The organism is Halomonas litopenaei (assembly GCF_003045775.1).
Taxonomy (GTDB): Bacteria; Pseudomonadota; Gammaproteobacteria; order Pseudomonadales; family Halomonadaceae; genus Halomonas; species Halomonas litopenaei.
Genome location: NZ_PXNS01000004.1, coordinates 509,283 through 531,179, shown reverse-complemented (window position 1 = coordinate 531,179; position 21,897 = coordinate 509,283). Strand labels below are relative to the sequence as shown.

Here is a 21,897-nt window from a genome sequence, read left to right as displayed (position 1 = left end):
CAGTGACAGTGTCACTGACTCATCGGCAAGCGCCCACATGAATTACCTGATCAAATTATTAAAGAGCATGCTCTGGGCTCTATAGAGAGCTTAAAGAGCGTCTCGCTTTGCTGCGCCGCAGCCCGAATCGTTAATCCGACCCCTTGTCACAGCGCCCTGCGAGGAAGGCGTATTCTACAGAATCGAAGCGTTTCGTCAAGGCCTTCTTTTTTCGCCGTGCAAGCGATGCCTGCAGGACCCAAGAGAAAGCGAAGCGAGCCTGACGCGCATTCTGCGATACCGTCCCGGCGACTCCGATCGAGTGGCGGGCATTCTACCGATTTCTCGTTGCCCGTCAAGTGGAGAATTTTTTGAAGACTTGAAAAAGCCTTTTCAAAACAATCACTTTTACCACCCTTCACCGCCTGTGACGTTTGCTCGTCGCCGGCAGCGGATGCGTACTTTACGCATCACCTCCGGGCTTGGCAAGCACTTCGTGTAAAAAAATTTCACGCCGGCGTCATCACATTGTCATGGGTCAGAAGCCTCCAACACCCACCCCACACTTCACGTCTCTACTGCGCTATTTCTACTGCCCTATTCCAGACCAGTACTCCATACCTGATCGGTGCAGCGAGCCGGCCTGTCCTTTCACTTGCCGCTACGCCCCCGGAAGCCTCACCTGTCGTTGCCAAGCCACCCTTGCTGCGTCTCTTCCTTGCTGCGCCAGCTTTCCTTGCTGCGCCAGCCTTGGCCCTGACCTTCGTCTGCCCCACGACTCGCGCCTTCATGTTACCCACAGCCATCTTCTCGCACCCGCCTGTGGACAGGTCGCAGACAGGCGGGTGGCAAAACGAAGGACGCCCGCCAGTGGCGAGCGTCCCGGAAGCGATGGTCACACCGGCGGATCAGCCGCGCAGCGTCACTCTGGCGTAACGCTTCTTGCCGGCCTGGATGACATAGCTCTGGCCGAGCGCCAGCATCAGATCCTTGGCCACCACTTCGCCATCGACGCGCACACGTCCATTACCCAGCATGTCCTTGGCCTGGGCGCTGTTGTTGGCAAGTCCCGAGCGATTGAGCACTGCCGCAATCGGCGCCTGATCGCTGCCTTCAAAGACCACCTCGACCTCGGGCAGGTCTTCGGGCAGCTCACCTTCCGCCAACTGGTTACCGGCGCTTCGGTGTGCATTCGCCGCCGCTTCATCACCGTGATAGCGGGCAATCAGCTCGCGCGCCAGCTCCATCTTGATGTCACGAGGGTTGTCACCGCGCTCGATCCGCGCGCGCAGATCCTCGATGGCGGCATTGTCCTTGAGCGACAAGAGTTCGAAATAGCGCCACATCAGGCTGTCGGGCATCGATACCAGCTTGTTGAACATCGCCCCCGGCGCTTCGTCGACGCCGACATAGTTGCCCAGCGACTTGGACATCTTCTGCACGCCGTCGAGGCCTTCCAGCAGCGGCATGGTAATGACGACCTGGGGCTCGAGACCGAAGTGCTTCTGCACCTCGCGGCCCATCAGAAGGTTGAACTTCTGGTCGGTTCCACCCAGCTCGATGTCAGCCTTCAAGGCGACGGAGTCATAGCCCTGCACCAGCGGGTAGAGGAACTCGTGTACCGAGATGGCCTGGCCACCCTTGTAGCGCTTTTCGAAGTCATCGCGCTCGAGCATCCGCGCCACGGTGGTCTGACCGGCGAGTTCGATCATGTCAGCGGCGCTCATTTCGGAGAACCACTCGGCGTTGAAGCGAACCTCGGTCTTGTCGGGATCGAGGATCTTGAACACCTGCTCCTTGTAGGTCTGGGCGTTGGCCTTGACCTCGGCCTCGGTCAGCGGCTTGCGGGTGACGTTCTTGCCGGTGGGGTCACCGATGCGTCCGGTAAAATCGCCGATCAGAAAGATGACCTCGTGGCCGAGATCCTGAAACTGGCGCATCTTGGTCAATAGTACGCTGTGGCCCAGGTGCAGGTCCGGCGCGGTCGGATCGAAGCCCGCCTTGATTCTCAGCTTGCGCCCGGAAGCGAGCTTTTTCTTCAGCTCATCCTCCAGCAGAATCTCGTGCGTGCCGCGCTGAATCAGCGCAAGGGCCTCGTCCACATCGCTCATGGTATTCACTCCACTTATCAATTCGGCTTTCCAGCTCGGCTTGGCTTGGTCAATCGGCCCTTGCGCGGACATCGACGCCCCCGTCAGCAGGGGCACGTCGTCACGGCGCCGGCGCCAGGTATAGACAGTGGCGGGGATGTTACCATGAACCTTTCCACCGGTTGAGATGACAAGGCCCATGCAACGCTTCATTGGACTGATGTCGGGCACCAGCATGGACGGGATCGACGCCGCCCTGGTGCGCTTTGACGCCACAGGCACGGCAGCTCTGGAGGCCAGCGTCGGCATTCCCATGCCGCAGGCTCTGCGTGAGCGGCTGTGGCAACTGGCCCACGCCGATCAGGTCAGCTTTGCCGACCTGGCCTGGGCCGAGGAGGCTTTCTGTCAGTGCCAGGCCGAGTCAGTCCAGCGATTGCTCGAGCAACAGGGGCTTGAACCCGAGGACATCGCTGCCATCGGCAGCCATGGGCAGACCATCGAGCATGCCCCCTACGGCCACCAGCCAGGCTCGCCCCCCTATACATTGCAACTGGACAACCCCAGCCGGCTGGCCGAGCTGACCCGCTGTGCCGTGGTCGCCGACTTCCGCCGCCGCGACCTGGCCGCCGGTGGTCAGGCCGCACCACTGGCACCGATCTTCCACCAGCAGGTATTTCGCCACCCCGAACGCTGGCGGCTGGTGCTGAACCTTGGCGGCATCGCCAACCTGACGCTACTGCCGCCGACCTCGGACCCGCGCGCTCCGCTGGGCTTCGACACCGGGCCTGCCAATGCCCTGCTCGACGCCTGGCACCAACGCCATCGCGGCACCCCCTTCGATGCCAACGGCGATTGGGCTGCCGGCGGGCAGGTGGATACCGCGCTGCTCGAGCGTTGGCTGGCAGAGCCCTACTTTCACCGCCCACCGCCTCGCAGCACCGGGCGCGAGCTGTTTTCTCTCGACTGGGCAGAGGCGCAGTTGAACGGTTCAGAGTCACCACAGGACGTCCAGGCCACCCTGGCGGAACTCACTGCCACCAGCGTCGCCCTGGGCATCGAGATGGCGCGGGAGCGCTTTACCGCCCCTGCCTCCCTCGACCTGGTGCCCTGCGGCGGCGGTTCACGCAACCTGGACCTGCTGGCACGCCTTGCGCGCCAACTGCCGGAGGCCACTCTACTGGACAGCGAATCCCTGGGCTGGCCGGCCGACTGGCTGGAAGCCGCCGCCTTTGCCTGGCTGGCCCATGCCCGATTGAATCTGCAACCCGGCAACCTGCCGTCGGTCACCGGCGCCAGCGCAGAGCGCGTGCTCGGCGGGCTCTACGCCCGCTAAAGGGTCACGACTGGCTCTGAACCACCGCCTCACCCCCAGCCTTCGCCCTGGGGGCTCACCCAGCCCTCGTTCTGCCCGCCACTCCAGCCGGCGCTCGGCGCGCTATCGACCAGAGATTCACGGGTCAGGCGCCGGGCATCCTCCGGCGCCACCTCGCCACAGGCCACCAGTCTCGCCAGGTCGGCGTCCAGGGTCTGCATGCCGGCCTGGCCGCCGGTCTGCATCGACGAGTAGATCTGGGCCAGCTTGTCCTCGCGGATCAGATGACGGATCGCCTGATTGATCAAGAGGATCTCGCGTGCCGCCACTCGCCCGCCCCGGCTGCCGGGCAGCAGCGCCTGGGAGACGACCGCCTGCAAGGACTCCGACAGCATGGTCCGCACTGCATTCTTTTCATCACCCGGGAAGGCATCGATGATCCGATCGATGGTCTTGACCGCGGAGGCGGTATGCAGGGTGGCAAATACCAGATGCCCGGTCTCGGCCGCGGTCATGGCCAGGCGCGCCGTTTCCAGGTCGCGAATCTCTCCGACCAGAATGACGTCGGGATCCTCGCGCAGGGCGCTGCGCAGGGCGACGGCAAAGCCCTCGGTGTGGCGGTGTACCTCTCGCTGGGACACCAGCGCCTGCTGGCTGTGGTGGATGAACTCGATGGGATCCTCGATGGTGAGGATATGGTCGCGACGGTGGCGGTTGATATGGTCGATCATCGCCGCAAGCGTAGTGCTCTTGCCGGACCCGGTGGGCCCGGTCACCAGCACCAGGCCCCGCGGCAGGGCGACAAGACGTTCGAAGATCTCGCCCATCCCCAGCTCCGAAAGCGTCGGGATGCGATCGGGGATGGTACGCAGGACCGCCGCCGCCCCGCGCTGCTGGACGAAAGCATTGACGCGATAACGCGACAGACCCGGTATCTGGTGGGAAAAGTCGGCCTCGTGGGTGCGCGAATACTGCTCGCGCAGCTCCTCATCCATCAACGACTCGAGCAACAATCTGACCTGACTGTCGCCCATCGGCGGGCCAGGCAGACGCTCCAGTTCACCATTGACGCGCATCACCGGTGGCAGTCCCGCCGACAGGTGCAGATCCGAGGCGCCCTGCTTTGCCGAGAGTGCCAGCAGTTCGGTAATATCCATGGGCTTACCAGGCTTGAACCCCCGACTCGGGGGCAGGGAGCCCCACGATAGGACAGACCCAGGCCGATGACCACGACGATTGCCGAATCCTTGACCCAAGCCCGGACACGCCTGAATCAGGCACTTGCAAAGGCGGGAAGAGCGCCCGACGCGGCCCTGCTGCTGGCGGTCAGCAAGACCAAGCCAGCCGACATGATCCGGGATGCCTATGCCCTGGGCCAGCGCGACTTCGGCGAGAACTATCTACAGGAAGCGCTGGATAAACAGGCCCAACTGGGCGACTGCCCTGGCATACACTGGCACTTCATCGGACCGCTGCAATCCAACAAGACACGTGACGTGGCCAGCCATTTCGACTGGGTCCATGGTGTCGATCGTGCCAAGATCGCTCAGCGCCTGAGCGATCAGCGCCCGGATGGCCTTCCCGCACTGAATATCTGTCTGCAGGTCAACGTCAGCGGCGAAGCAACCAAATCAGGCGTCAGCCTGGAGGAGCTGCCTGAGCTGGCGAGCCTGGCGGCGGCGCTGCCTCACGTGCGTCTGCGCGGATTGATGGCCATCCCGGCCCCCAGCGAAGACCCAGAAGCGCAGCGCGAGCCCTTCCGGCTACTGGCCGAGGCCTTGTCATCGCTGCGTCGAGAGCTGCCGGACGCACCGCTGGACACCTTGTCCATGGGCATGAGTGCCGACCTGGAGGCTGCCGTCGCCGAGGGCGCCACCATCGTGCGCCTGGGCACCGCGATCTTTGGCTCGCGCCAGTGAGCCCGTCGCCACGACAGGCCTGGTGACGCTACCCTGTTTGTCCGAATATCCAATGCCCTACCCTTCAAGGAGCCCCGCATGGCCAGCAACGTGACCTTTATCGGCGCCGGCAACATGGCCAGCGCCATCTTCGGCGGCATGGTGCACAGCGGCTACCCAGCCGATGCCATCACCGCCACCGCCACCCGTGACGCCACCCTGGCGCCGCTCGCCGAGCGCCTGGGCATCCATACCACCACCGACAATCTGGCGGCGATCGAGCACGCCGACGTGGTCGTACTGTCGGTCAAGCCACAGATCATGCGCCAGGTGTGCGAGACTCTACGGGATTCGGTGCAAAAGCGTCGGCCGCTGATCGTGTCGGTGGCGGCTGGCCTCAGCGCCGAGACCTTGGAACAATGGCTGGGTGGCGGCCTGGCGGTGGTCCGCTGCATGCCCAACACTCCGTCGCTGGTCGGTGCCGGTGCCTCCGGGCTGTATGCCAACCCGCGCGTCAGCGACGAGCAGCGCGCCCTGGTCGGCGAGTTGATGACGTCCGTCGGCATCATCGAATGGGTCGAGGACGAAGCCCTGCTGGAAGCGGTCACCGCCGTCTCGGGTAGTGCACCGGCCTACTTCTTCCTGATGTTCGAGGCCATGGAAGAGGCCGCCGTCAAACTCGGGCTAAGCGCAGAAAGCGCTCGCCGACTGGCGATGCAGACCGCCTACGGGGCCGCCTCGATGGCGATGCAGAGCGACCGTGATCCCGGTGAACTGAAACGCAATGTGATGTCCCCGGGGGGTACCACCGAGAGGGCCATCGAATATCTGGAGCAGGCAGGACTGCGGCAGGCGCTCGACGGCGCCATGCAAGCCTGTGCCAAGCGTGCCCAGGAAATGTCTGCCGAACTCGGCAAGGGTTAATCAAAGACGGAGGAGCCCACATGGGCAGTCAACTGGGAAACGCTGGCCTGCTGCTGGTCAACACCCTGATCAACATCTTCTTGTTCCTGCTGATGCTGCGCTTTCTGCTGCAGGCCTCGAAGGCGGACTACTACAACCCCTTGAGCCAGTCGGTGGTCAAGATTACCCAGCCGGTGGTGCGTCCCTTCCAGAGCGTGCTTGGCCCGGTGATGGGCCGCTTTGACCTGGCCACCCTGGCCGCGGGCTTTCTGGTCAAGGTGATCAGCATCATCATCCTGCTGCAGCTGGCCGGTGTCGGCATGCCGAGGCTCGATGGCCTGGCCATCGCCGGCGTCGCGGCCCTGGCCAGCGCGATCCTGAAGATCTACTTCTTTGCGCTGATCGTGATGATCATCCTCAGCTGGGTCGCCCCCAACGCCAGCCATCCCGGCGCGCTGCTGGTGATGCAACTGGTGGAGCCGATCATGGCGCCGGTACGCCGGGTGATTCCGCCGCTGGGAATGCTCGACCTGTCACCCATCGTGGTGTTCATCGGCATCAACCTGATCGATGGTATCGTGGTGGGTTCGCTGGTCCGGGCCGCCGGTATCTCCGGGATGCTGGTCGGGCTCTAGGCTCGACCAACGCTCGCGTACACGGCCACGACAACACCAACTTTCACTGGACACACACGACTGATGCCCGAGACGACTCGCGATTCGGTCGGACTGGTGACGCCGCAGGTGGCGCACTTCGACGACCCTCTGCCCCTGGTCTGCGGCAAGACGCTGCCGGCCTACGATCTGGTCTACGAGACCTACGGCACCCTCAATCAGGACCGCAGCAATGCGGTCCTCATCTGCCATGCCCTGTCCGGCCACCACCACGCCGCGGGCTATCATGACGAGGCCGATCGCAAGCCAGGCTGGTGGGACGCCCACATCGGTCCCGGCAAGTCCATCGACACCGATCGTTTCTTCGTCATCTCGCTGAATAACCTCGGCGGCTGCCATGGCTCCACCGGGCCTTCCAGCATCAACCCGGACACCGGCCGCCGCTGGGGGCCGGACTTCCCCATGGTCACCGTCTGCGACTGGGTCGACAGCCAGGTTCGCCTGGCCGATCGCCTGGGCATCAGCCGCTTCGCCGCCGTCGTCGGCGGCAGCCTGGGCGGCATGCAGGTGCTGCAGTGGTCACTGGCCTATCCGGAACGCATCGCCAACGCGGTGGTCATCGCCGCCACGCCCAAGCTGTCGGCGCAGAACATCGCCTTCAACGAGGTCGCGCGTCAGGCCATTCGCTCGGACACCGACTTCCACGACGGCCACTACGCCGATCACGAGACCCTGCCCCGTCGCGGACTGAAGCTGGCACGCATGGTCGGCCACATTACCTATCTGTCCGAAGACGCCATGGGTTCGAAGTTCGGCCGCGATCTGCGCAGCGAAGACCTCAACTTCGGCTTCGACGTGGAGTTCCAGGTGGAGTCCTACCTGCGCTACCAGGGCGACGCCTTTTCCACCTCCTTCGACGCCAACACCTATCTGCTGATGACCAAGGCGCTGGACTACTTCGACCCGGCCTCGTCCCACCAGGGCGACCTGGCCAAGGCCCTTGCCCCGGCTGAGTGTCCGTTCCTGGTGGTCAGCTTCAGCACCGACTGGCGCTTCCCGCCGTCACGCTCCAAGGAGCTGGTCAACGCCTTGATTCGTGCCGGCAAGTCGGTCAGCTACGCCAATATCGACTCGCCCCACGGCCATGATGCCTTCCTGATGCCGGAGCCGCGCTATCAAGCGATCTTCGCCGGCTTCATGAGACGCGTCGCCGATGACCTCAAGCTGCCGTCACGCCAGGAGGCCGACCATGCGCTCTGACCTCACCCTGATTCACGGCTGGATTCCCGAGGGCGCCCATGTGCTCGACCTGGCCTGCGGTGACGGCACCCTGCTGCACGCTCTGGCGCGCGACAAGGGCGTCACCGGTTACGGTCTGGAAATCGATCCTGACGGCATTACCGCCTGCATCGAGAAGGGCGTCAGCGTCATCGAGCAGAACCTCGACGAAGGACTCGCCAACTTCGAGGATGACGCCTGCGATCTGGTGATCATGACCCAGGCGTTGCAGGCGCTGCGCCGCCCCGACCGCATGCTCGACGAAATGCTGCGGGTGGCCCGGGAATGCATCATCACCTTCCCCAACTTCGCCTACTGGCGCCACCGGGTCCATCTTGGGCTACGCGGCTACATGCCGGTGTCCAAGTCGCTGCCCCACGCCTGGTACGACACCCCCAACATCCACCTGTCGACGTTCAATGACTTCGAGGCGCTGTGTCGTGACAAGGGGGTGACCATCGTCGACCGCGCGGTGGGCATCAAGGACCACGAAGGTAGACGGCTGTCACGGCTGTGGCCCAACCTGTTTGGCGAGATCGCGATCTTTCGCGTGAGCCGCGACGGCTGACACCTGGCGCGGGCGCGCCACAGGCCTCGGCGCGACAGGATGGGCCGAGGGTCAAGGCCGTAATGGGTCGGACGTCAGCAGGCAGGCCTGCTGCCAAGGAGCATGAGATGAACGTCAATCGAGCCAGCCACCGACGATACGCGCTCGCCTTGTCTCTGCTGGTGCTGCTGGCGCTGCAGGCATTGCCGACGGCGCCAGCCCAGGCCCAGCAGTTCGAGCGCTTCGGCGATATCGAGGCGCACTACAGCGCCATCACCACCGACTTTCTCCCCGATGAGATGGCCCGCCGTCTGGATATCCAGCGCAGCCCGCACCAGGGTCTGGTCAGCCTCAGCGTTCGCGACGCCGATGGCCAGGCCCTTAACGTCGCCACCGAAGGCAGCGTCTCGGTGGTGGGCAAGCCCGGCGAGATACCTCTGGCCTTTCGCACCCTGCGGGAAGGCGATGGCATCTCGCGCTACGCCACCTTCGCCATCGACACCAGTGCGCCGATGCGCTTTCGGCTCTCGCTGCAGCTTGACCGCAACGCTTCCCCCGAGGCAGTCAGCTTCTTGAAACGGTTCTATCGTGACCAGTGATACCCTTTTCTCTTCCGCGCTACCCGTCACCTCGGCGGTCGGCGACGCCCTGAAAGAGTGCGCTCAGGGCGCCACCGGAGGCCTCGAGACCCTCGCCAGGCTGACGGTGCCTCACCTGACCGCCATCGCCCGCCACTTTCTCGACGCGCCAAGGGATGTCGAGGACGTGATCCACGACACCCTGGTGCTGGCATGGCACAACGTCTGGCGCTTCGACCCCGCCGCCGAGTCCCCCCATGCGTGGCTGATGCAGGTGTTCGCCTCGCGCCTGGCGAGCCAGCGCCTGGCGTTGGCCACACCGGCCGATGCCACGCCCTGGCGGCTCGATGTCGACCGCGTCGTTCTGCCGCCTCCGCTGACGGATGCCCAGCGCCCGACGCTGGACGCCTTGATGGCGCTGTACCAGCAGTTGCCTCCGGCGTCGGTGGATGATGCCCTGAAGGCACGGCTGTGCTGTGCCATCAGCCTGCTGGATGCCAGCCGCGACATGCCGCTGACGCCCGGCGGCGAACCCGCCGACCCCAGCCTGTACGATCCCAGCCTGGGACCGCGCATGAGCCTGTCACGCCTGGCCCAGCGTGCCAAGGGACTGGTCAATCGCTCGCTGACACTGCCGCTTGAACACCTGGCCCTGCGCCTGTGGCTGTCCGAGGCCCCGGGCAGCCGGCCCCTCGAGGCCCGCGGCCTGCCCCGGCGCGGCATCGAATCACGCTACGGCGAGGCCCTGGACGTCAGCGTAGACCCGCGCCGGCTGCTCAAGCAGATCCACTATCCACGTTCCTTCCCGGATCGGCGCGAGCGTCACCGGATCAGTGATCGCCTGTTATGGGACGGCGACTGGGATCTGTCGACGACCCACGCCCTGTCGAGCCGTCGCATGCACTTCATCGCCGACATCTGGGCACACCGTCGCGACCCAAGCCAGAGCCGCAGCTACCACCAGCTGGCCGAACGCCTGGCCAGAGGCAAACCGGTGGCCTCGCACTCCGACGGCATGGTGCTGGATCGTCCCGAACGCATCCTGGCCTATCTGCGCCGTTATCTCCTGTACATGGAGGCCATGGCCTGTTTCGGCTTCGACAATGGCCTCGGCAAGGACCGTCTGGGCGCGGCGGTGGATCGGCACGGCGAGCTGGTCAAGATCAACAAGGGGCTGCACCGCATGGCCATGGCCCAGGTGATCGGCATACCACGGGTCGAGGTGCGCGTCCGCGGCATCCATCGTCAGTGGTGGGACCAGGTCAGCGAGGGAGCCAAGGGCGACACCGCCATGCTGCGCGTCCTCGCGGCCCTGCCCGACTGCCGTCCGTCCGCAGCAGACTGAACCAGCCCCTCACAGAAGCGCCGATTCAGTCCTCGACGAACTGCGCCATCGGCCGCACCGGCAAGGATGCATCCAGGGTCAGCGCCAGTGGCCTGCCCTGGTCGTCTCGCCGGGCGCGGATGCGGTAGGCCAGCACCTCGACGCCCTCGGCCATCACCCGTCTCAGGGTATCGCCGTACCCCGGATCCAGGTGCATCGCCGGGGCCACATCGTCGATGCCCTCGTGGGCGACCAGGAACAGCAACACCGCTCGCTTCCCCTCGGCCACCAGCTGCGCCAGGCTTTCCAGGTGCTTGCGCCCACGTTCGCTGACCGCGTCGGGAAAGTAACCGTGGCCATCGCTTTCCTTGAGGGTGACCTGCTTGACCTCGACGAAGCAGCTCGGGCGCTCGTCGTCATCCAGGCGAAAGTCCAGCCGGGCGTTGGCCACCTTGGCCTCGCGCTTGATCGCCGAATAACTCCTGAGTTCGGCCACCGTCCCCGAGCGCAGGGCCTCCTCGACGATCCGGTTGGCTCGCCCGGTATGCACCGAGGCCAACGCCGACGCAGCACCGGCCTGGGTGTCGCCAGACGGCAGTTCGATCAATTCCCAGGTCCAGGCCAGCTTGCGCGCCGGATTGTCGCTGGGGGACAGCCAGACCCGGGCGCCGGGGACATTGACCGCGCGCATCGAGCCGGTGTTGGGGCAGTGGGCGACCACCTCGCGCCCGTCGTCGAGGCGCACATCGGCCAGAAATCGCTTGTAGCGGCGCAGCAATACGCCGCCGACCAGGGTGGGGTAGTTCATGAGCCCTGCCGTGCCAGAAAACGTTCCAGACGCGCCAGCGCTTCCTGCAGACGCGGCACCCCGGTGGTGAAGGCGATGCGCACGTGGTGCTCGCCGCCCTGCAGGGCAAAGTCGGTCCCCGGGGTAATCGCCACGTTCTCCTCTTCGAGCAGGCGCAGGCAGAACGCCTGGCTGTCGTTGCTGTAGGCGGAGATGTCGAGCCAAAGATAGAAGGCTCCCTGGGGCGGCAGCGACGGTGCCAGGCCGAGCCGCGACAGCCCTTCCAGCAAGGCGTCCCGGCGTGTCTGGAGCTCTCGCCGGCGCTCCTCGAACAACGCCTGACACTCAGGGCTGAAAGCGGCCAGCGCCGCGTGCTGGGCCGGCGTGGAGGCGGCCAGGAAGACGTTCTGAGCCAGTCGTGTCAGCGGCTCCACGGCGTCCTCGGGCGCCACCAGCCAGCCCAGGCGCCAGCCGGTCATGCCGAAGTACTTCGAGAAGCTGTTGACGATAAAGGCCCGATCGCTGAGTGACGCCACCGACAGCGGCGCCATGCCGTAGTTGAGCCCCTGGTAGATCTCGTCCACCAAGAGTTCACCACCACGCTCGGCCACCGCGTCCACCACCGCGCCGAGCGCCGAGCGCTCGAGCACATGGCCGGTGGGGTTGGACGGCGAGGCCAGCATCGCCAGGCGCGTATCGTCGCGCCAATGCCGCTCGATCAGCTCGGCGTTCAGCTGCCAGCCGCTATCGGGCCCTACCGGCACCGCGTCTACCCGGGCGCCGGCCAGCGCCATGAAGTGGCGATTGCAGGGGTAGTTCGGGTCGGCCATCAGCACGCCGTCTCCGGGCCCCGCCAGCAATTGACTCGCCAGCAGCAGCGCCCCGGACGCGCCGGGGGTGACGATAATCCGCTCCGGCGCCACCTCGGCATCGAAGTGCTCACGGTAGTGGCCGGCAATCGCCTCGCGAAGCGCAGGAATACCGGTGGCAGGGGTATAGCGGGTGCGTCCCTCGTCCAGGGCACGGTGGCCGGCCTCGCGCACCGCAGGTGGGGTCGAGAAGTCCGGCTCCCCGACCTCCAGATGGATCACGTCCTCGCCGGCCGCCTCGCGCTGCTGAGCGAGTTCCAGCAGATGCATCACACGGAAAGGGGCGACCCCTTCGACCCTGGCGTTAAAGCTCATGGCTTCCTCTCTTGATCGCGGCCCGCAGCGAACCCGAGCCGTGCTTGATGGTCCAATGGAGGTATTGAAACATGGAACCTGGTCGCCGTCCGTCACCGTCCAGGACGCCAATCATTGATCCGGACGATGCGGGCTACGACTTTCGGGGAGAAAACTGGTAGTTATCGCGCAAAAGTATTGCACTACGGCCAAATATCCGCTAAACAACCTTCCCTTTGGCGTGAGATACCTTAGCCTAGCGTGGGGTATTGATCAGCAGTCACTAAAGTAATGAGGCAATCCCATGCCAGTTGCACAGAAAAAACCGGAAGCGCCCAAGAAGTTCATCCCGTACGAGCCGGCGGCGGGTGAAGAATACATGAACGAGAAGCAGCTCGAGCACTTCCGCCAGATCCTGCTTGGCTGGAAGCAGGAGCTGATGGAAGAAGTCGACCGTACTGTTCGCCATCTGCAGGAAGAGGCCAACAACTACGCCGACCCGGCTGACCGTGCCACCCAGGAAGAGGGCTTCAGCCTGGAGCTGCGGACCCGCGATCGCGAGCGCAAATTGCTCAAGAAGATCAACGAGACCCTCGAGATGATCGATGAGGACGACTACGGCTTCTGCGATGCCTGCGGCGTGGAGATCGGCATCCGTCGCCTTGAAGCGCGTCCCACCGCCACCCTCTGTGTCGACTGCAAGACCCTGGCCGAACTGAAGGAAAAGCAGCTCGGCGGCTGATCCCCCCCTCGCCGGACCTTCGACAACGGGCACCTCAGGGTGCCCGTTTGCGTGATCACCTGCCCCCCGGCTGCCTGTTCACGAGGGTTGCCTGTTCCCGATAGCGCTGGAGCCCCCATGCACCACGTCCATGGTCGCTTTGCCCCCACCCCCTCAGGTCCGCTTCACGCCGGCTCGCTAGTGGCCGCGGTGGCGAGCTATCTGGATGCGCGTAGCCAGCAAGGCCGCTGGAGCCTGCGCATCGAGGATGTCGATCCCCCCCGCTGCCCTCCTGGCAGCGTCGATACCATCCTGCGCCAGCTCGAGACCTTTGGCCTCGCCTGGGACGGCGAGGTGCGCTACCAGAGTCATCGCCATGACGCCTATGCACGTGCCCTTGCGCGGCTGACCGAGCAGGGCATGGCCTACACCTGCAGCTGCTCGCGCAAGCAGTGGCGGGACTACGGCATCTATCCAGGCTGGTGCCGCGACGGCGTATGCCAGCCCGAGGCCCCGCAGGCCTGGCGCCTGCGCAGCGACCTGGGGCAGCGCCCGGTCATCTGGCACGATCGGCTGCAGGGTCTGCAGCGCTTCGACCCTGCCGCCCTGGGTGACGTCGTGCTCAAGCGCAAGGACGGCCTCTGGGCCTACCAGCTGGCGGTGGTGGTGGATGATATCGACCAGAACATCACCGACGTGGTGCGCGGCGCCGATCTTCTCGACAACACCCCCTGGCAGCTGCAGCTGCTCGAAGCCCTCGGTGCCGAGCCGCCGCGCTACCTTCACCTGCCGCTGGTGATAGGGCAGGATGGGCAGAAGCTGTCCAAGCAGAACCTGGCCCGACCACTGCCCGAAGATCCTCGTGACGTACGCCGGCTGCTGCATGCCACCCTGGCACTGCTGGGGCAGTCCCCCGACCCGGCGGCGAGCGAGGCGCCGGTGGCCGAGCAGCTCGAGGCCGCCTGCCGCCGCTGGCGTCCTCGACAGATCCCCCGTGCAGACATCGCCTCGCAGGGGCTGCAAGTGGACGGCGACGACGCTGACACCAACGAGTGAGCCTGCCATGTACGTCTACCGCATCATGCTGCTGCTTGTGTTTTGCGGGTATCTGCTCTCGCCGCTGCTGATGACCGGCTGGGGCCAGCCCGGCAACGCCTGGTACCGCCCGTTCCTGATCTGGGGGGCACTGATCGCCCTGACGCTGTGGCTCGAGCAGAAGCGAGCGCTGGATGAGCGCTGAGCTCGTCTCCCTTGTACTGCTGGGGCTTGGCTACCTGTCGGCACTGTTCGCTACCGCCAGCGCGGTGGAGCGCGGCTGGATTCCGCGGCGGCTGGTCCACCACCCACTGATCGGCATCCTGGCCCTGGGCGTCTACGCCAACGCCTGGGCGGTGATCGGCAGTCTTGGCGTGGCCCACCAGCGGGGATTTGGTTATCTCGCCTACTACCTGGGTGCCGCCGGCGCCTTTGTGCTGGCACCGGTCCTGCTGCTGCCGTTGCAGCGCATGACGCGAACCCACCAGCTGTCTTCTCTGGCGGACCTGTTCGCCTTTCGTTTTCGCTCCCGCTGGGTCGGCACCTGCGTCACCCTGCTGAGCCTGGTAGCGGTCATGCCGCTGCTGGCGATGCAGGTGGAGGCCATGAGGCATGCCATCCATCGCTACACCGACGCTGCCTCTCCAGGCCTGCTGTCGCTGATACTGTGTGCCTTGATCGCACTGTTCGCGATACTGTTCGGCGCCCGTCATACCCACGTCCATCGGCGCTACGACGGCTTGACCGCCGCCATCGGCCTGGAGTCGCTGATCAAGCTGGTCGCCTTTCTCGGGCTGGGCGCCTTTGCGCTCTACGCCATCTTCGACGGCCCCGGCGACCTGCAGCACTGGCTGGACGGGCCCGGCCGCGTCCACCAGGCACAGGCGAGCCAGTTCGATGCCGCCCAATGGAGAACCCTGCTGCTGCTGTTCTTCGCCGCTGCGCTACTGATGCCCCACATGTTTCACGTGACCTTCGCCCGCCCGCTCAGTCGCCGAACCCTGCTCAGCGCGGGCTGGGGGCTGCCGCTGGTGCTGCTGCTGATGGCACTGCCGGTGCCGCTGGTGCTGTGGGCCGGTCAGCGCATGGGGGTGGCCGATGATATCCAGGGGGCCGCCTACGTCATCTTCGCGCTGTCCGATAGCCCCGCCGTCACCGCCCTGGCCTTTGTCGCGGTACTGGCCGCCACCTGCGGCACCCTGATCCTGAGCGCGCTGGCGCTCGCCGGAATGGTGCTGAACCATCTGGTGCTGGTCGCCCATCCCCCGGTGGAGCACCCCGACCTCTATCGCTGGCTACGCTGGCTACGGCGCGGCCTGATCGGCGCCATCATTCTCGCCGGCTGGCTGTTCGCCCAGGCCGTCGACGCCAATACCGAGCTGACCCGACTGGGGCTGGTGGCGGTGGTTGGCATGGCTCAGTGTCTGCCGGGTCTGCTGGCCCTGCTGTACTGGCCCGGTGCCAACCGCAAGGGGGTGATGACCGGCCTCGGCCTGGGTGTGGCGATCTGGTGTGCCGGCCTGTGGCTGCCGCTGCTCAGCGACCTGCCGCCGCTGCTTGCGCCGCTGGACGCCTTGCTCGGGCTCCTGGGCGACGAGGCTGTCACCGACTCGCCCGCCTGGTATCCGGTCGCCCTGGTATCGCTTGGCGCCAATGGCCTGAGCCTGATTCTGGTGTCGTTGATCACCCCCACCTCCGCCGGAGAACGAGCGGCCGCCGAGGCCTGCTCGGTGGATGCGGTCATCCGCCCCAAGCGCCTGCCGCTGAATCTGGCCGACAGTGATGACGTCAGGCGGCGCCTGGCCATGGCGCTCGGCGACGAGGTCGCCGAGCGCGAAGTGACCCGGGCGCTGGCAAGCCTCCATCAATCTGCCAAGGATGCCAGGCCCTACGCGCTGCGACGTCTGCGCGACCGTATCCAGGCCAACCTGTCCGGCCTGATGGGCCCATCGGTCGCCCAGGACATCGTCGATCACTACCTGCCCTATCGGCGCGATGGGCGAGCGCCGAAGGAAGATATCCACTTCGTCGAAAGCCGCCTGGAGGCCTACCGATCTCGCCTCACTGGCCTCGCGCGGGAACTCGACGAGCTGCGACGTCACCATCGCCGCATGCTGACGCGACTGCCTGTCGGGCTGTGTGCCTTCGGTGACGACGGCGAGGTACTGATGTGGAACGACGCCCTGGCCGAGCTCAGCGAGATTTCCGGCGAGGAGATCATTGGCGCCCATCGGCAGGCCCTGCCTGCGCCCTGGGCCGAGCTGCTCGGGACCATTCTGGAAAGCGACAAGGACCACCTCTACCAGGAAGCCGTGGAGCTGCCCCGGGGGTTGCGTTACGTCAGCCTGCTCAAGGCCAGCCTGGTGGACGAGCCTGCGGCAGACGCCGCTGGTGGCACGGTCATCCTGGTCGAGGACCACAGCGAGATGAAATGGCTGGAGAACGAACTCATCCACGCGGCTCGCCTCGCCTCCATCGGCCAGATGTCCGCCGGCGTGGCCCACGAGATTGGCAACCCCATCACCGGCATCTCATCGCTGGCCCAGAACCTGCGCTATGACACCACGGATCCCCACGTGCTCGAGACCGCCGAACAGATCCAGACACTGACCAAGCGCGTGTCGCGTATCGTTGGCTCACTGGTGGGCTTTGCCCACGGCGGTCGCCACGTCACCGGCAGCGACTTCGCGCCGGTATCGGCCAGGCATCTGGCCGACCAGGCGCTGCACTTGCTCAAGCTGGCCCGCAAGAGCGACGATGTTCGCTACGACAATCGCTGTCCGGCGCGGCTCGACATCACGGGAGACGAGCAGCGCCTGCTGCAGGTATTGATCAACCTGCTGAGCAATGCTCGTGACGCCAGCCCGGCTAACGGCCTCGTGGTCATCGACGCCGGCGAGGAGGGTGAGCGTCACTGGCTGTCGGTCACCGACCAGGGGCCCGGCATCGATCCCAGCGTGCGCGAAAACCTGTTCGAGCCCTTCACCACCACCAAGCCGCCAAGCCAAGGTACCGGTCTTGGTCTCGCCCTGGTGGTAAGCATCGTGGCCGAGCACCAGGGCAAGGTCGAGGTGGAGTCGCCCCTGCCGGGGCAGGCCGGTGGCACCAGAATTCAGGTATGGTTACCTTCTCCCGATGTCCATCGACCTGCCGGGGATATGCCGATCCATGAGCCGAATCCTGATCGTTGAAGACGAAGCCATCATCCGCAGCGCCCTGCGCCGCCTGCTCGAACGCCACGACCACCGCGTGTGCGAATGCGAGTCGGTGGAGCAGGCATGCGGGCAGGGCTTTGGCGAGTACGACCTGATCATCAGCGACCTGCGCCTGCCCGGTGCACCCGGCACCGACCTGATCAAGGCCGCCGCCCCCTGCCCGGTACTGATCATGACCAGCTACGCCAGCATGCGCTCGGCGGTGGATGCGCTGAAACTCGGCGCGGTGGACTACGTCGCCAAGCCGTTTGATCATGATGAACTGCTGGAAACCGTGGCTCGAGTACTGCACCGCCAGGCGAGTCAGCGCAGCACGCCGCCCGCCATCGCCGACGAGGGTGGACGGCGCCACACCATGATCGGCAACTGCCCGGCGATGCAGGCGGTCTACACCCGTATCCGCAAGACCGCCCCGGCAGACGTGACGGTACTGATTCAGGGTGAATCCGGTACCGGCAAGGAGCTGGTGGCCAAGGCCCTGCACCAGCAGAGCCGCCGTGCCGAGGCGCCGCTGGTCTGCGTCAACTGTGCAGCCATCCCCGAGACGCTGATCGAATCTGAGCTGTTCGGTCATGAGAAGGGCGCCTTTACCGGGGCCAGCGCCATGCGTACCGGGCTGGTCGAGGCCGCCGACGGCGGCACCCTGTTCCTCGACGAGATCGGTGAATTGCCGCTGGACGCCCAGGCCCGATTGCTGCGGGTGCTGCAGGAAGGCGAGATACGCCGCATCGGTTCGGTGGAAACGCGCCACGTCGACGTTCGGCTGATCGCTGCCACCCACCGTGACCTGCGCGCCCTGTCACGCAGCGGAGACTTCCGTCTCGATCTCTACTACCGCTTGAACGTCATGCAGATCGACCTGCCTCCGCTGCGCGAGCGCGAGGACGACATTCTCGAGATTGCCGACGTGCTGCTGGCCAAGGCCTGCAAGCGCCACGCCCGCGACGGTCTGCACCTGTCTCGCGCCGCACGGCGGGACATCGCCGACTACCCCTGGCCAGGCAACGTCAGGGAGCTGGAAAATGCCCTGGAGCGTGGCGTGATCCTCGCCGAAGGCCAGTTGATCCATCCGGACGACCTGGGCCTGGCAACCGTGCCGGTAACGCGACCGCCCAGTCCCCCCAAGGAGGCGGCCACGTCACTGGAGGCGCCCGCCCCCGAAAGATCCGACACGGCTACCGAGGACGACCTGTCGCTGGAAGACTACTTCCAGCACTTCGTACTCGAACATCAGGACCAGATGAGCGAGACGGAGCTGGCCAACAAGCTGGGAATTTCACGCAAGTGCCTGTGGGAACGCCGCCAGCGTCTGGGTATCCCGCGCAAGAAGGCGGCGCGGCGCCACTGACGCGAGACCACAGGCTCGACACCCTGGGGCCCTGGCCCCGCGCTTCGCCCCGGCCTCCCTTGGGCCACTCACCTTGCCCCCCTTCGACTCACCCCTCGGCTCGCCCTTGCCTGCCGCTTCCTGCCATGCCCCCTGCTTTGGTTCATTCGACCATGGTGCAAGTGTCTGTAGCGATCAATACAGGCATTGTAGGCCCTGCACGCCAGCTACCTCTTGATGCACCGGTTGTTACCATCCCACACAGGGGAGTGCGCCAAAATGGGTAGCCCGAGGTAACACAAATGACCCGGCGGCTTGCTTCGAACCAACGACAATGAAGCAAGCGGCTGATAAAAAAGAAAAAAATCAAAGTAGGCACGACAACTGCAGTAAGTCTGGGCAAGAACAACAAATTCCGGCGATCGTGGGCAGCCAACAACAATAACCTGCACCGCCACGATCGAATCCGCCGCCCCAACAACAACAACGCTTCCAGGTGAAGCAGGCGGATTGGGCACTAGGCACCGCAGCCTTGACAACAACAATACGGACCTGCGGAGCTATCACTCGTCGAACAACAACAAGACGACGAGGCCCGGAGTACCAGGACGCGACGCGCCAACGATGACCGACCAACAAGAACAACAGGGTCGTCAGAGCGCACTCCCGGCAACAATGCCAATAATCCGGGAGGAGGCATGATCCCATGCCGTCGTGGTTGGACTATTGTTTTGAATACGAGACGGTCGCCGTCAGGAGCGCCAATAACAACAACATCATTGCTTGCCTGAAACTCCTTGGTGACTGTGGTGCGTATTCAAGGCGATGCGCCATCACGAAGAAAAATTAGCAGCACGGACGCTGCATCCTGCTTTGATGGGGAGGCCCTTGGCCTCCCCTTCTGCTGTCTGGCCTCCGAGCGTCAAGCCAGTCGTTGCCCCGCCAGACGAGACAGCCCCCAAGGGCTCAATCGCCATGGGCAACCGGACCTTTTGCGCCTCTTCGCAGCTCGAACACTGCGCCGACTGTCGCCCTTGACACCCGAGCGGCTTTGTCCACTGCGCTTTGCAAGGCCGGGAGCGTCCGCTACACTCATCACCTTTCCGTACCCCGCGAGTCCAAATCGCCGCATGATCAAAGGATTTACCCGCTTTCTACAGAGCCCAGGCGAGCACTTGAAGTCGCTGTTCGGCGCTCAGGAAGCCGCCGCAGGACCGCCGATGCCCCGCGTACTCACACGCGACGAACACCCCGTGTCCCGTCGCCAGTTCAGCGAAGCCTCCCTCAAGGTGCTCTACCGCCTGCACAACGCCGGCTACGAAGCCTATCTGGTCGGAGGCTGCCTGCGTGACTCCCTGCTCGGGATCGCTCCCAAGGATTTCGACGTGGCCACCGACGCCACGCCGGAGCAGGTCAAGCAGCTGTTTCGCAATTCACGCATCATCGGCCGTCGCTTCCGTATCGTGCACGTGCGTTTCGGCCGCGAGGTCATCGAGGTCACCACCTTCCGTGGCAAGCCCCGTGACGACCACGGCGAGCATGTCGCCTCCCAGTCCGATGACGGCCTGCTGCTGCGCGACAACGTCTGGGGCAATATCGAGGAAGACGCGCTGCGTCGCGACTTCACCGTCAACGCCCTGTACTACAGCATTGCCGACTTCAGCCTGCATGACTTCGCCGGCGGGGTCGACGACATCGAGTCGCGTACCCTGCGCCTGATCGGCGACCCGGAGACCCGCTACCGCGAGGACCCGGTGCGCATGCTCAGGGCCATCCGCTTCGCCGCCAAGCTCGACTTCGATATCGCCCCGGATACCGAGGCGCCGATCGCCGAGATGGCGCCGCTGCTGTTGCAGATTCCTCCGGCGCGGCTATTCGACGAGATCCTCAAGCTGTTCCTGTCCGGCGAGGGTCTGACCACCTTCCGTCTGCTGCGGGACTATGGCCTGTTCGCGATGCTGTTCCCCGAAGCCGACGAGTGCATGGCCGAGCTACCCTGGGCCGAGCCGCTGATCGAGCAGGCACTGGAAAGCACCGACCGTCGCATTCGCGAGGATCGCCCGGTCACGCCCGCCTTCCTGCTGGCCGCCTTCATGTGGGGGCCGGTGCAGCTGCGCCAGCGTGATCTCGAGGCCGACGGCATGCCTCCCGTTCCGGCCCTGCAGACCGCCGCCCAGCAGGTCATCAGCCGCGAGCTGCAGCACGTATCACTGCCCAAGCGCTTCAGCATGCCGATGCGAGACATCTGGGACCTACAGCAGCGTCTGCCGCTACGTCGTGGCAAGCGTGCCTTCCAGACCCGTGACCATCCGCGCTTCCGTGCCGCCTACGACTTCCTGCTGCTGCGCGAGGCCGCCGGCGAACTCGAACCGGGACTGGGTGACTGGTGGACCGCCTTTCAGGAAGCCGACGAGCACGAACAGCGCCGTCTGCTGGGCAAGGTAGGCGCCGACCCTGCCGGCACCGCCGCCCCGCGCAAGCGCCGTCGCCGGCGGCGCAAGCCGCGCCCGCAACAACCGCCGCAGTCGGACGAGTGAACCAGGTGGGGCGCCATACCCAGGCCTTTATCGGCCTCGGCAGCAATCTCGACGCCCCCCGTCGTCAGGTCGAGCAGGCTCTCGAGGAGCTCGACCGGCTGCCGTTGACGCGTCGAGTCGCGGCCTCTCGGCTGTACGCCAGCCGCCCGGTCGGTCCCCAGGACCAGCCCGACTACGTCAACGCCGTGGCCGAACTCCACACCCGGCTGTCGCCGCTGGCCCTGCTCGACCAACTGCAGGCGCTGGAGCAGCGTCATCGACGCGTACGCCGGCGCCACTGGGGGCCCCGCACCCTGGATCTCGACCTGTTGTGGATGGATGCCGCCGAGTGGCGCCACCCGCGCCTCACGCTGCCACACCCGGAATTGGCGAACCGCGCCTTCGTGGTACTGCCGCTGGCCGAGATCGCCACAGACCTCAGATTGCCCGACGGTCAGACCCTGGCATCGCTGGCCGAGCGCTGGAACGGCGCCCTCACCTCGGGTGATCTATCCCCATTGAACGCCACCGAGGCCGTTCGCTGAGCACCTGGAGCCCAGGTGGCCCGAAGCCTCCAGGCACTCACTAGACGCCGATCGACCTCTACCAC

At 65.3% G+C, this 21,897-nt stretch carries 19 protein-coding genes; 15 read left to right on the top strand and 4 right to left on the bottom strand.

Annotated elements, in window-relative coordinates; all coding sequences use genetic code 11:
- Window positions 1-887: 887 nt before the first annotated feature.
- Entirely contained in the window at window positions 888-2,090 is a 1,203-nt protein-coding gene (gene tyrS, locus C6W88_RS08855) for a tyrosine--tRNA ligase (RefSeq protein ID WP_045993280.1), read from the bottom strand.
- A 178-nt stretch (window positions 2,091-2,268) separates the two neighbouring features.
- On the opposite strand from tyrS, the gene C6W88_RS08850 reads away from it, so the two are divergent.
- A complete protein-coding gene (locus C6W88_RS08850) occupies window positions 2,269-3,402 on the top strand; it encodes an anhydro-N-acetylmuramic acid kinase (RefSeq protein WP_108132183.1) in 1,134 nt (377 codons plus the stop codon).
- A gap of 29 nt (window positions 3,403-3,431) precedes the next feature.
- Here C6W88_RS08850 and C6W88_RS08845 read toward each other — a convergent pair whose 3' ends face one another.
- Window positions 3,432-4,538: a type IV pilus twitching motility protein PilT gene (locus tag C6W88_RS08845; protein WP_108132182.1), complete on the bottom strand. Its 1,107-nt coding sequence runs from the start codon at window positions 4,536-4,538 to the stop codon at window positions 3,432-3,434.
- A gap of 66 nt (window positions 4,539-4,604) precedes the next feature.
- On the opposite strand from C6W88_RS08845, the gene C6W88_RS08840 reads away from it, so the two are divergent.
- From C6W88_RS08840 to C6W88_RS08810, 7 genes are all read left to right on the top strand, one after another.
- Window positions 4,605-5,300 carry a YggS family pyridoxal phosphate-dependent enzyme gene (locus tag C6W88_RS08840; RefSeq protein ID WP_045993282.1) on the top strand — a complete coding sequence of 232 codons (696 nt, stop codon included), beginning with the start codon at window positions 4,605-4,607 and terminating at the stop codon, window positions 5,298-5,300.
- A gap of 78 nt (window positions 5,301-5,378) precedes the next feature.
- Window positions 5,379-6,203 (top strand): pyrroline-5-carboxylate reductase, encoded by an 825-nt coding sequence (gene proC, locus C6W88_RS08835; protein WP_108132181.1) that lies wholly within the window; start codon window positions 5,379-5,381, stop codon window positions 6,201-6,203.
- 20 nt (window positions 6,204-6,223) lie between these two features.
- Window positions 6,224-6,817, top strand: coding sequence for a YggT family protein (locus tag C6W88_RS08830; RefSeq protein WP_045993284.1), 594 nt, complete (start codon window positions 6,224-6,226; stop codon window positions 6,815-6,817).
- Between the two features lie 63 nt (window positions 6,818-6,880).
- Window positions 6,881-8,056: a homoserine O-succinyltransferase MetX gene (gene metX, locus C6W88_RS08825; protein WP_045993285.1), complete on the top strand. Its 1,176-nt coding sequence runs from the start codon at window positions 6,881-6,883 to the stop codon at window positions 8,054-8,056.
- Window positions 8,046-8,642, top strand: coding sequence for a methionine biosynthesis protein MetW (metW, locus tag C6W88_RS08820; RefSeq protein WP_045993286.1), 597 nt, complete (start codon window positions 8,046-8,048; stop codon window positions 8,640-8,642). The genes metX and metW overlap by 11 nt, the downstream gene beginning before the upstream one ends.
- A 107-nt stretch (window positions 8,643-8,749) precedes the next feature.
- Window positions 8,750-9,220 carry a DUF4426 domain-containing protein gene (locus C6W88_RS08815; protein WP_181248605.1) on the top strand — a complete coding sequence of 157 codons (471 nt, stop codon included), beginning with the start codon at window positions 8,750-8,752 and terminating at the stop codon, window positions 9,218-9,220.
- Entirely contained in the window at window positions 9,210-10,544 is a 1,335-nt protein-coding gene (locus C6W88_RS08810; RefSeq protein ID WP_181248606.1) for an RNA polymerase sigma factor, read from the top strand. Before C6W88_RS08815 ends, C6W88_RS08810 begins: the two co-directional genes overlap by 11 nt.
- 25 nt (window positions 10,545-10,569) lie before the next feature.
- On the opposite strand, the gene sfsA is transcribed toward C6W88_RS08810, so the two are convergent.
- Both sfsA and C6W88_RS08800 read right to left on the bottom strand, forming a co-directional pair.
- Window positions 10,570-11,331: a DNA/RNA nuclease SfsA gene (gene sfsA / locus C6W88_RS08805; protein WP_108132178.1), complete on the bottom strand. Its 762-nt coding sequence runs from the start codon at window positions 11,329-11,331 to the stop codon at window positions 10,570-10,572.
- On the bottom strand, window positions 11,328-12,494 hold the full coding sequence (locus C6W88_RS08800; RefSeq protein ID WP_108132177.1) for an aminotransferase class I/II-fold pyridoxal phosphate-dependent enzyme: 1,167 nt from the start codon (window positions 12,492-12,494) through the stop codon (window positions 11,328-11,330). The genes sfsA and C6W88_RS08800 overlap by 4 nt, the downstream gene beginning before the upstream one ends.
- A gap of 283 nt (window positions 12,495-12,777) precedes the next feature.
- On the opposite strand from C6W88_RS08800, the gene dksA reads away from it, so the two are divergent.
- From dksA to folK, 7 genes are all read left to right on the top strand, one after another.
- Complete coding sequence (gene dksA, locus C6W88_RS08795; protein WP_045993290.1) at window positions 12,778-13,215, top strand: RNA polymerase-binding protein DksA; 438 nt, start codon at window positions 12,778-12,780, stop codon at window positions 13,213-13,215.
- A gap of 117 nt (window positions 13,216-13,332) precedes the next feature.
- On the top strand, window positions 13,333-14,250 hold the full coding sequence (gene gluQRS / locus C6W88_RS08790) for a tRNA glutamyl-Q(34) synthetase GluQRS (RefSeq protein ID WP_108132176.1): 918 nt from the start codon (window positions 13,333-13,335) through the stop codon (window positions 14,248-14,250).
- A 7-nt stretch (window positions 14,251-14,257) separates the two neighbouring features.
- Window positions 14,258-14,434, top strand: a complete 177-nt coding sequence (locus C6W88_RS21640) for a hypothetical protein (RefSeq protein WP_045993292.1) — start codon at window positions 14,258-14,260, stop codon at window positions 14,432-14,434.
- Entirely contained in the window at window positions 14,424-17,420 is a 2,997-nt protein-coding gene (locus tag C6W88_RS08785; protein ID WP_108132175.1) for an ATP-binding protein, read from the top strand. Before C6W88_RS21640 ends, C6W88_RS08785 begins: the two co-directional genes overlap by 11 nt.
- Window positions 17,398-18,792 (top strand): sigma-54-dependent transcriptional regulator, encoded by a 1,395-nt coding sequence (locus C6W88_RS08780; protein WP_045993294.1) that lies wholly within the window; start codon window positions 17,398-17,400, stop codon window positions 18,790-18,792. The genes C6W88_RS08785 and C6W88_RS08780 overlap by 23 nt, the downstream gene beginning before the upstream one ends.
- Before the next feature lie 1,109 nt (window positions 18,793-19,901).
- On the top strand, window positions 19,902-21,308 hold the full coding sequence (pcnB, locus tag C6W88_RS08775) for a polynucleotide adenylyltransferase PcnB (protein WP_045993295.1): 1,407 nt from the start codon (window positions 19,902-19,904) through the stop codon (window positions 21,306-21,308).
- 5 nt (window positions 21,309-21,313) lie between these two features.
- Entirely contained in the window at window positions 21,314-21,832 is a 519-nt protein-coding gene (gene folK, locus C6W88_RS08770; RefSeq protein WP_108132174.1) for a 2-amino-4-hydroxy-6-hydroxymethyldihydropteridine diphosphokinase, read from the top strand.
- The last annotated feature ends 65 nt before the right edge of the window (window positions 21,833-21,897 follow it).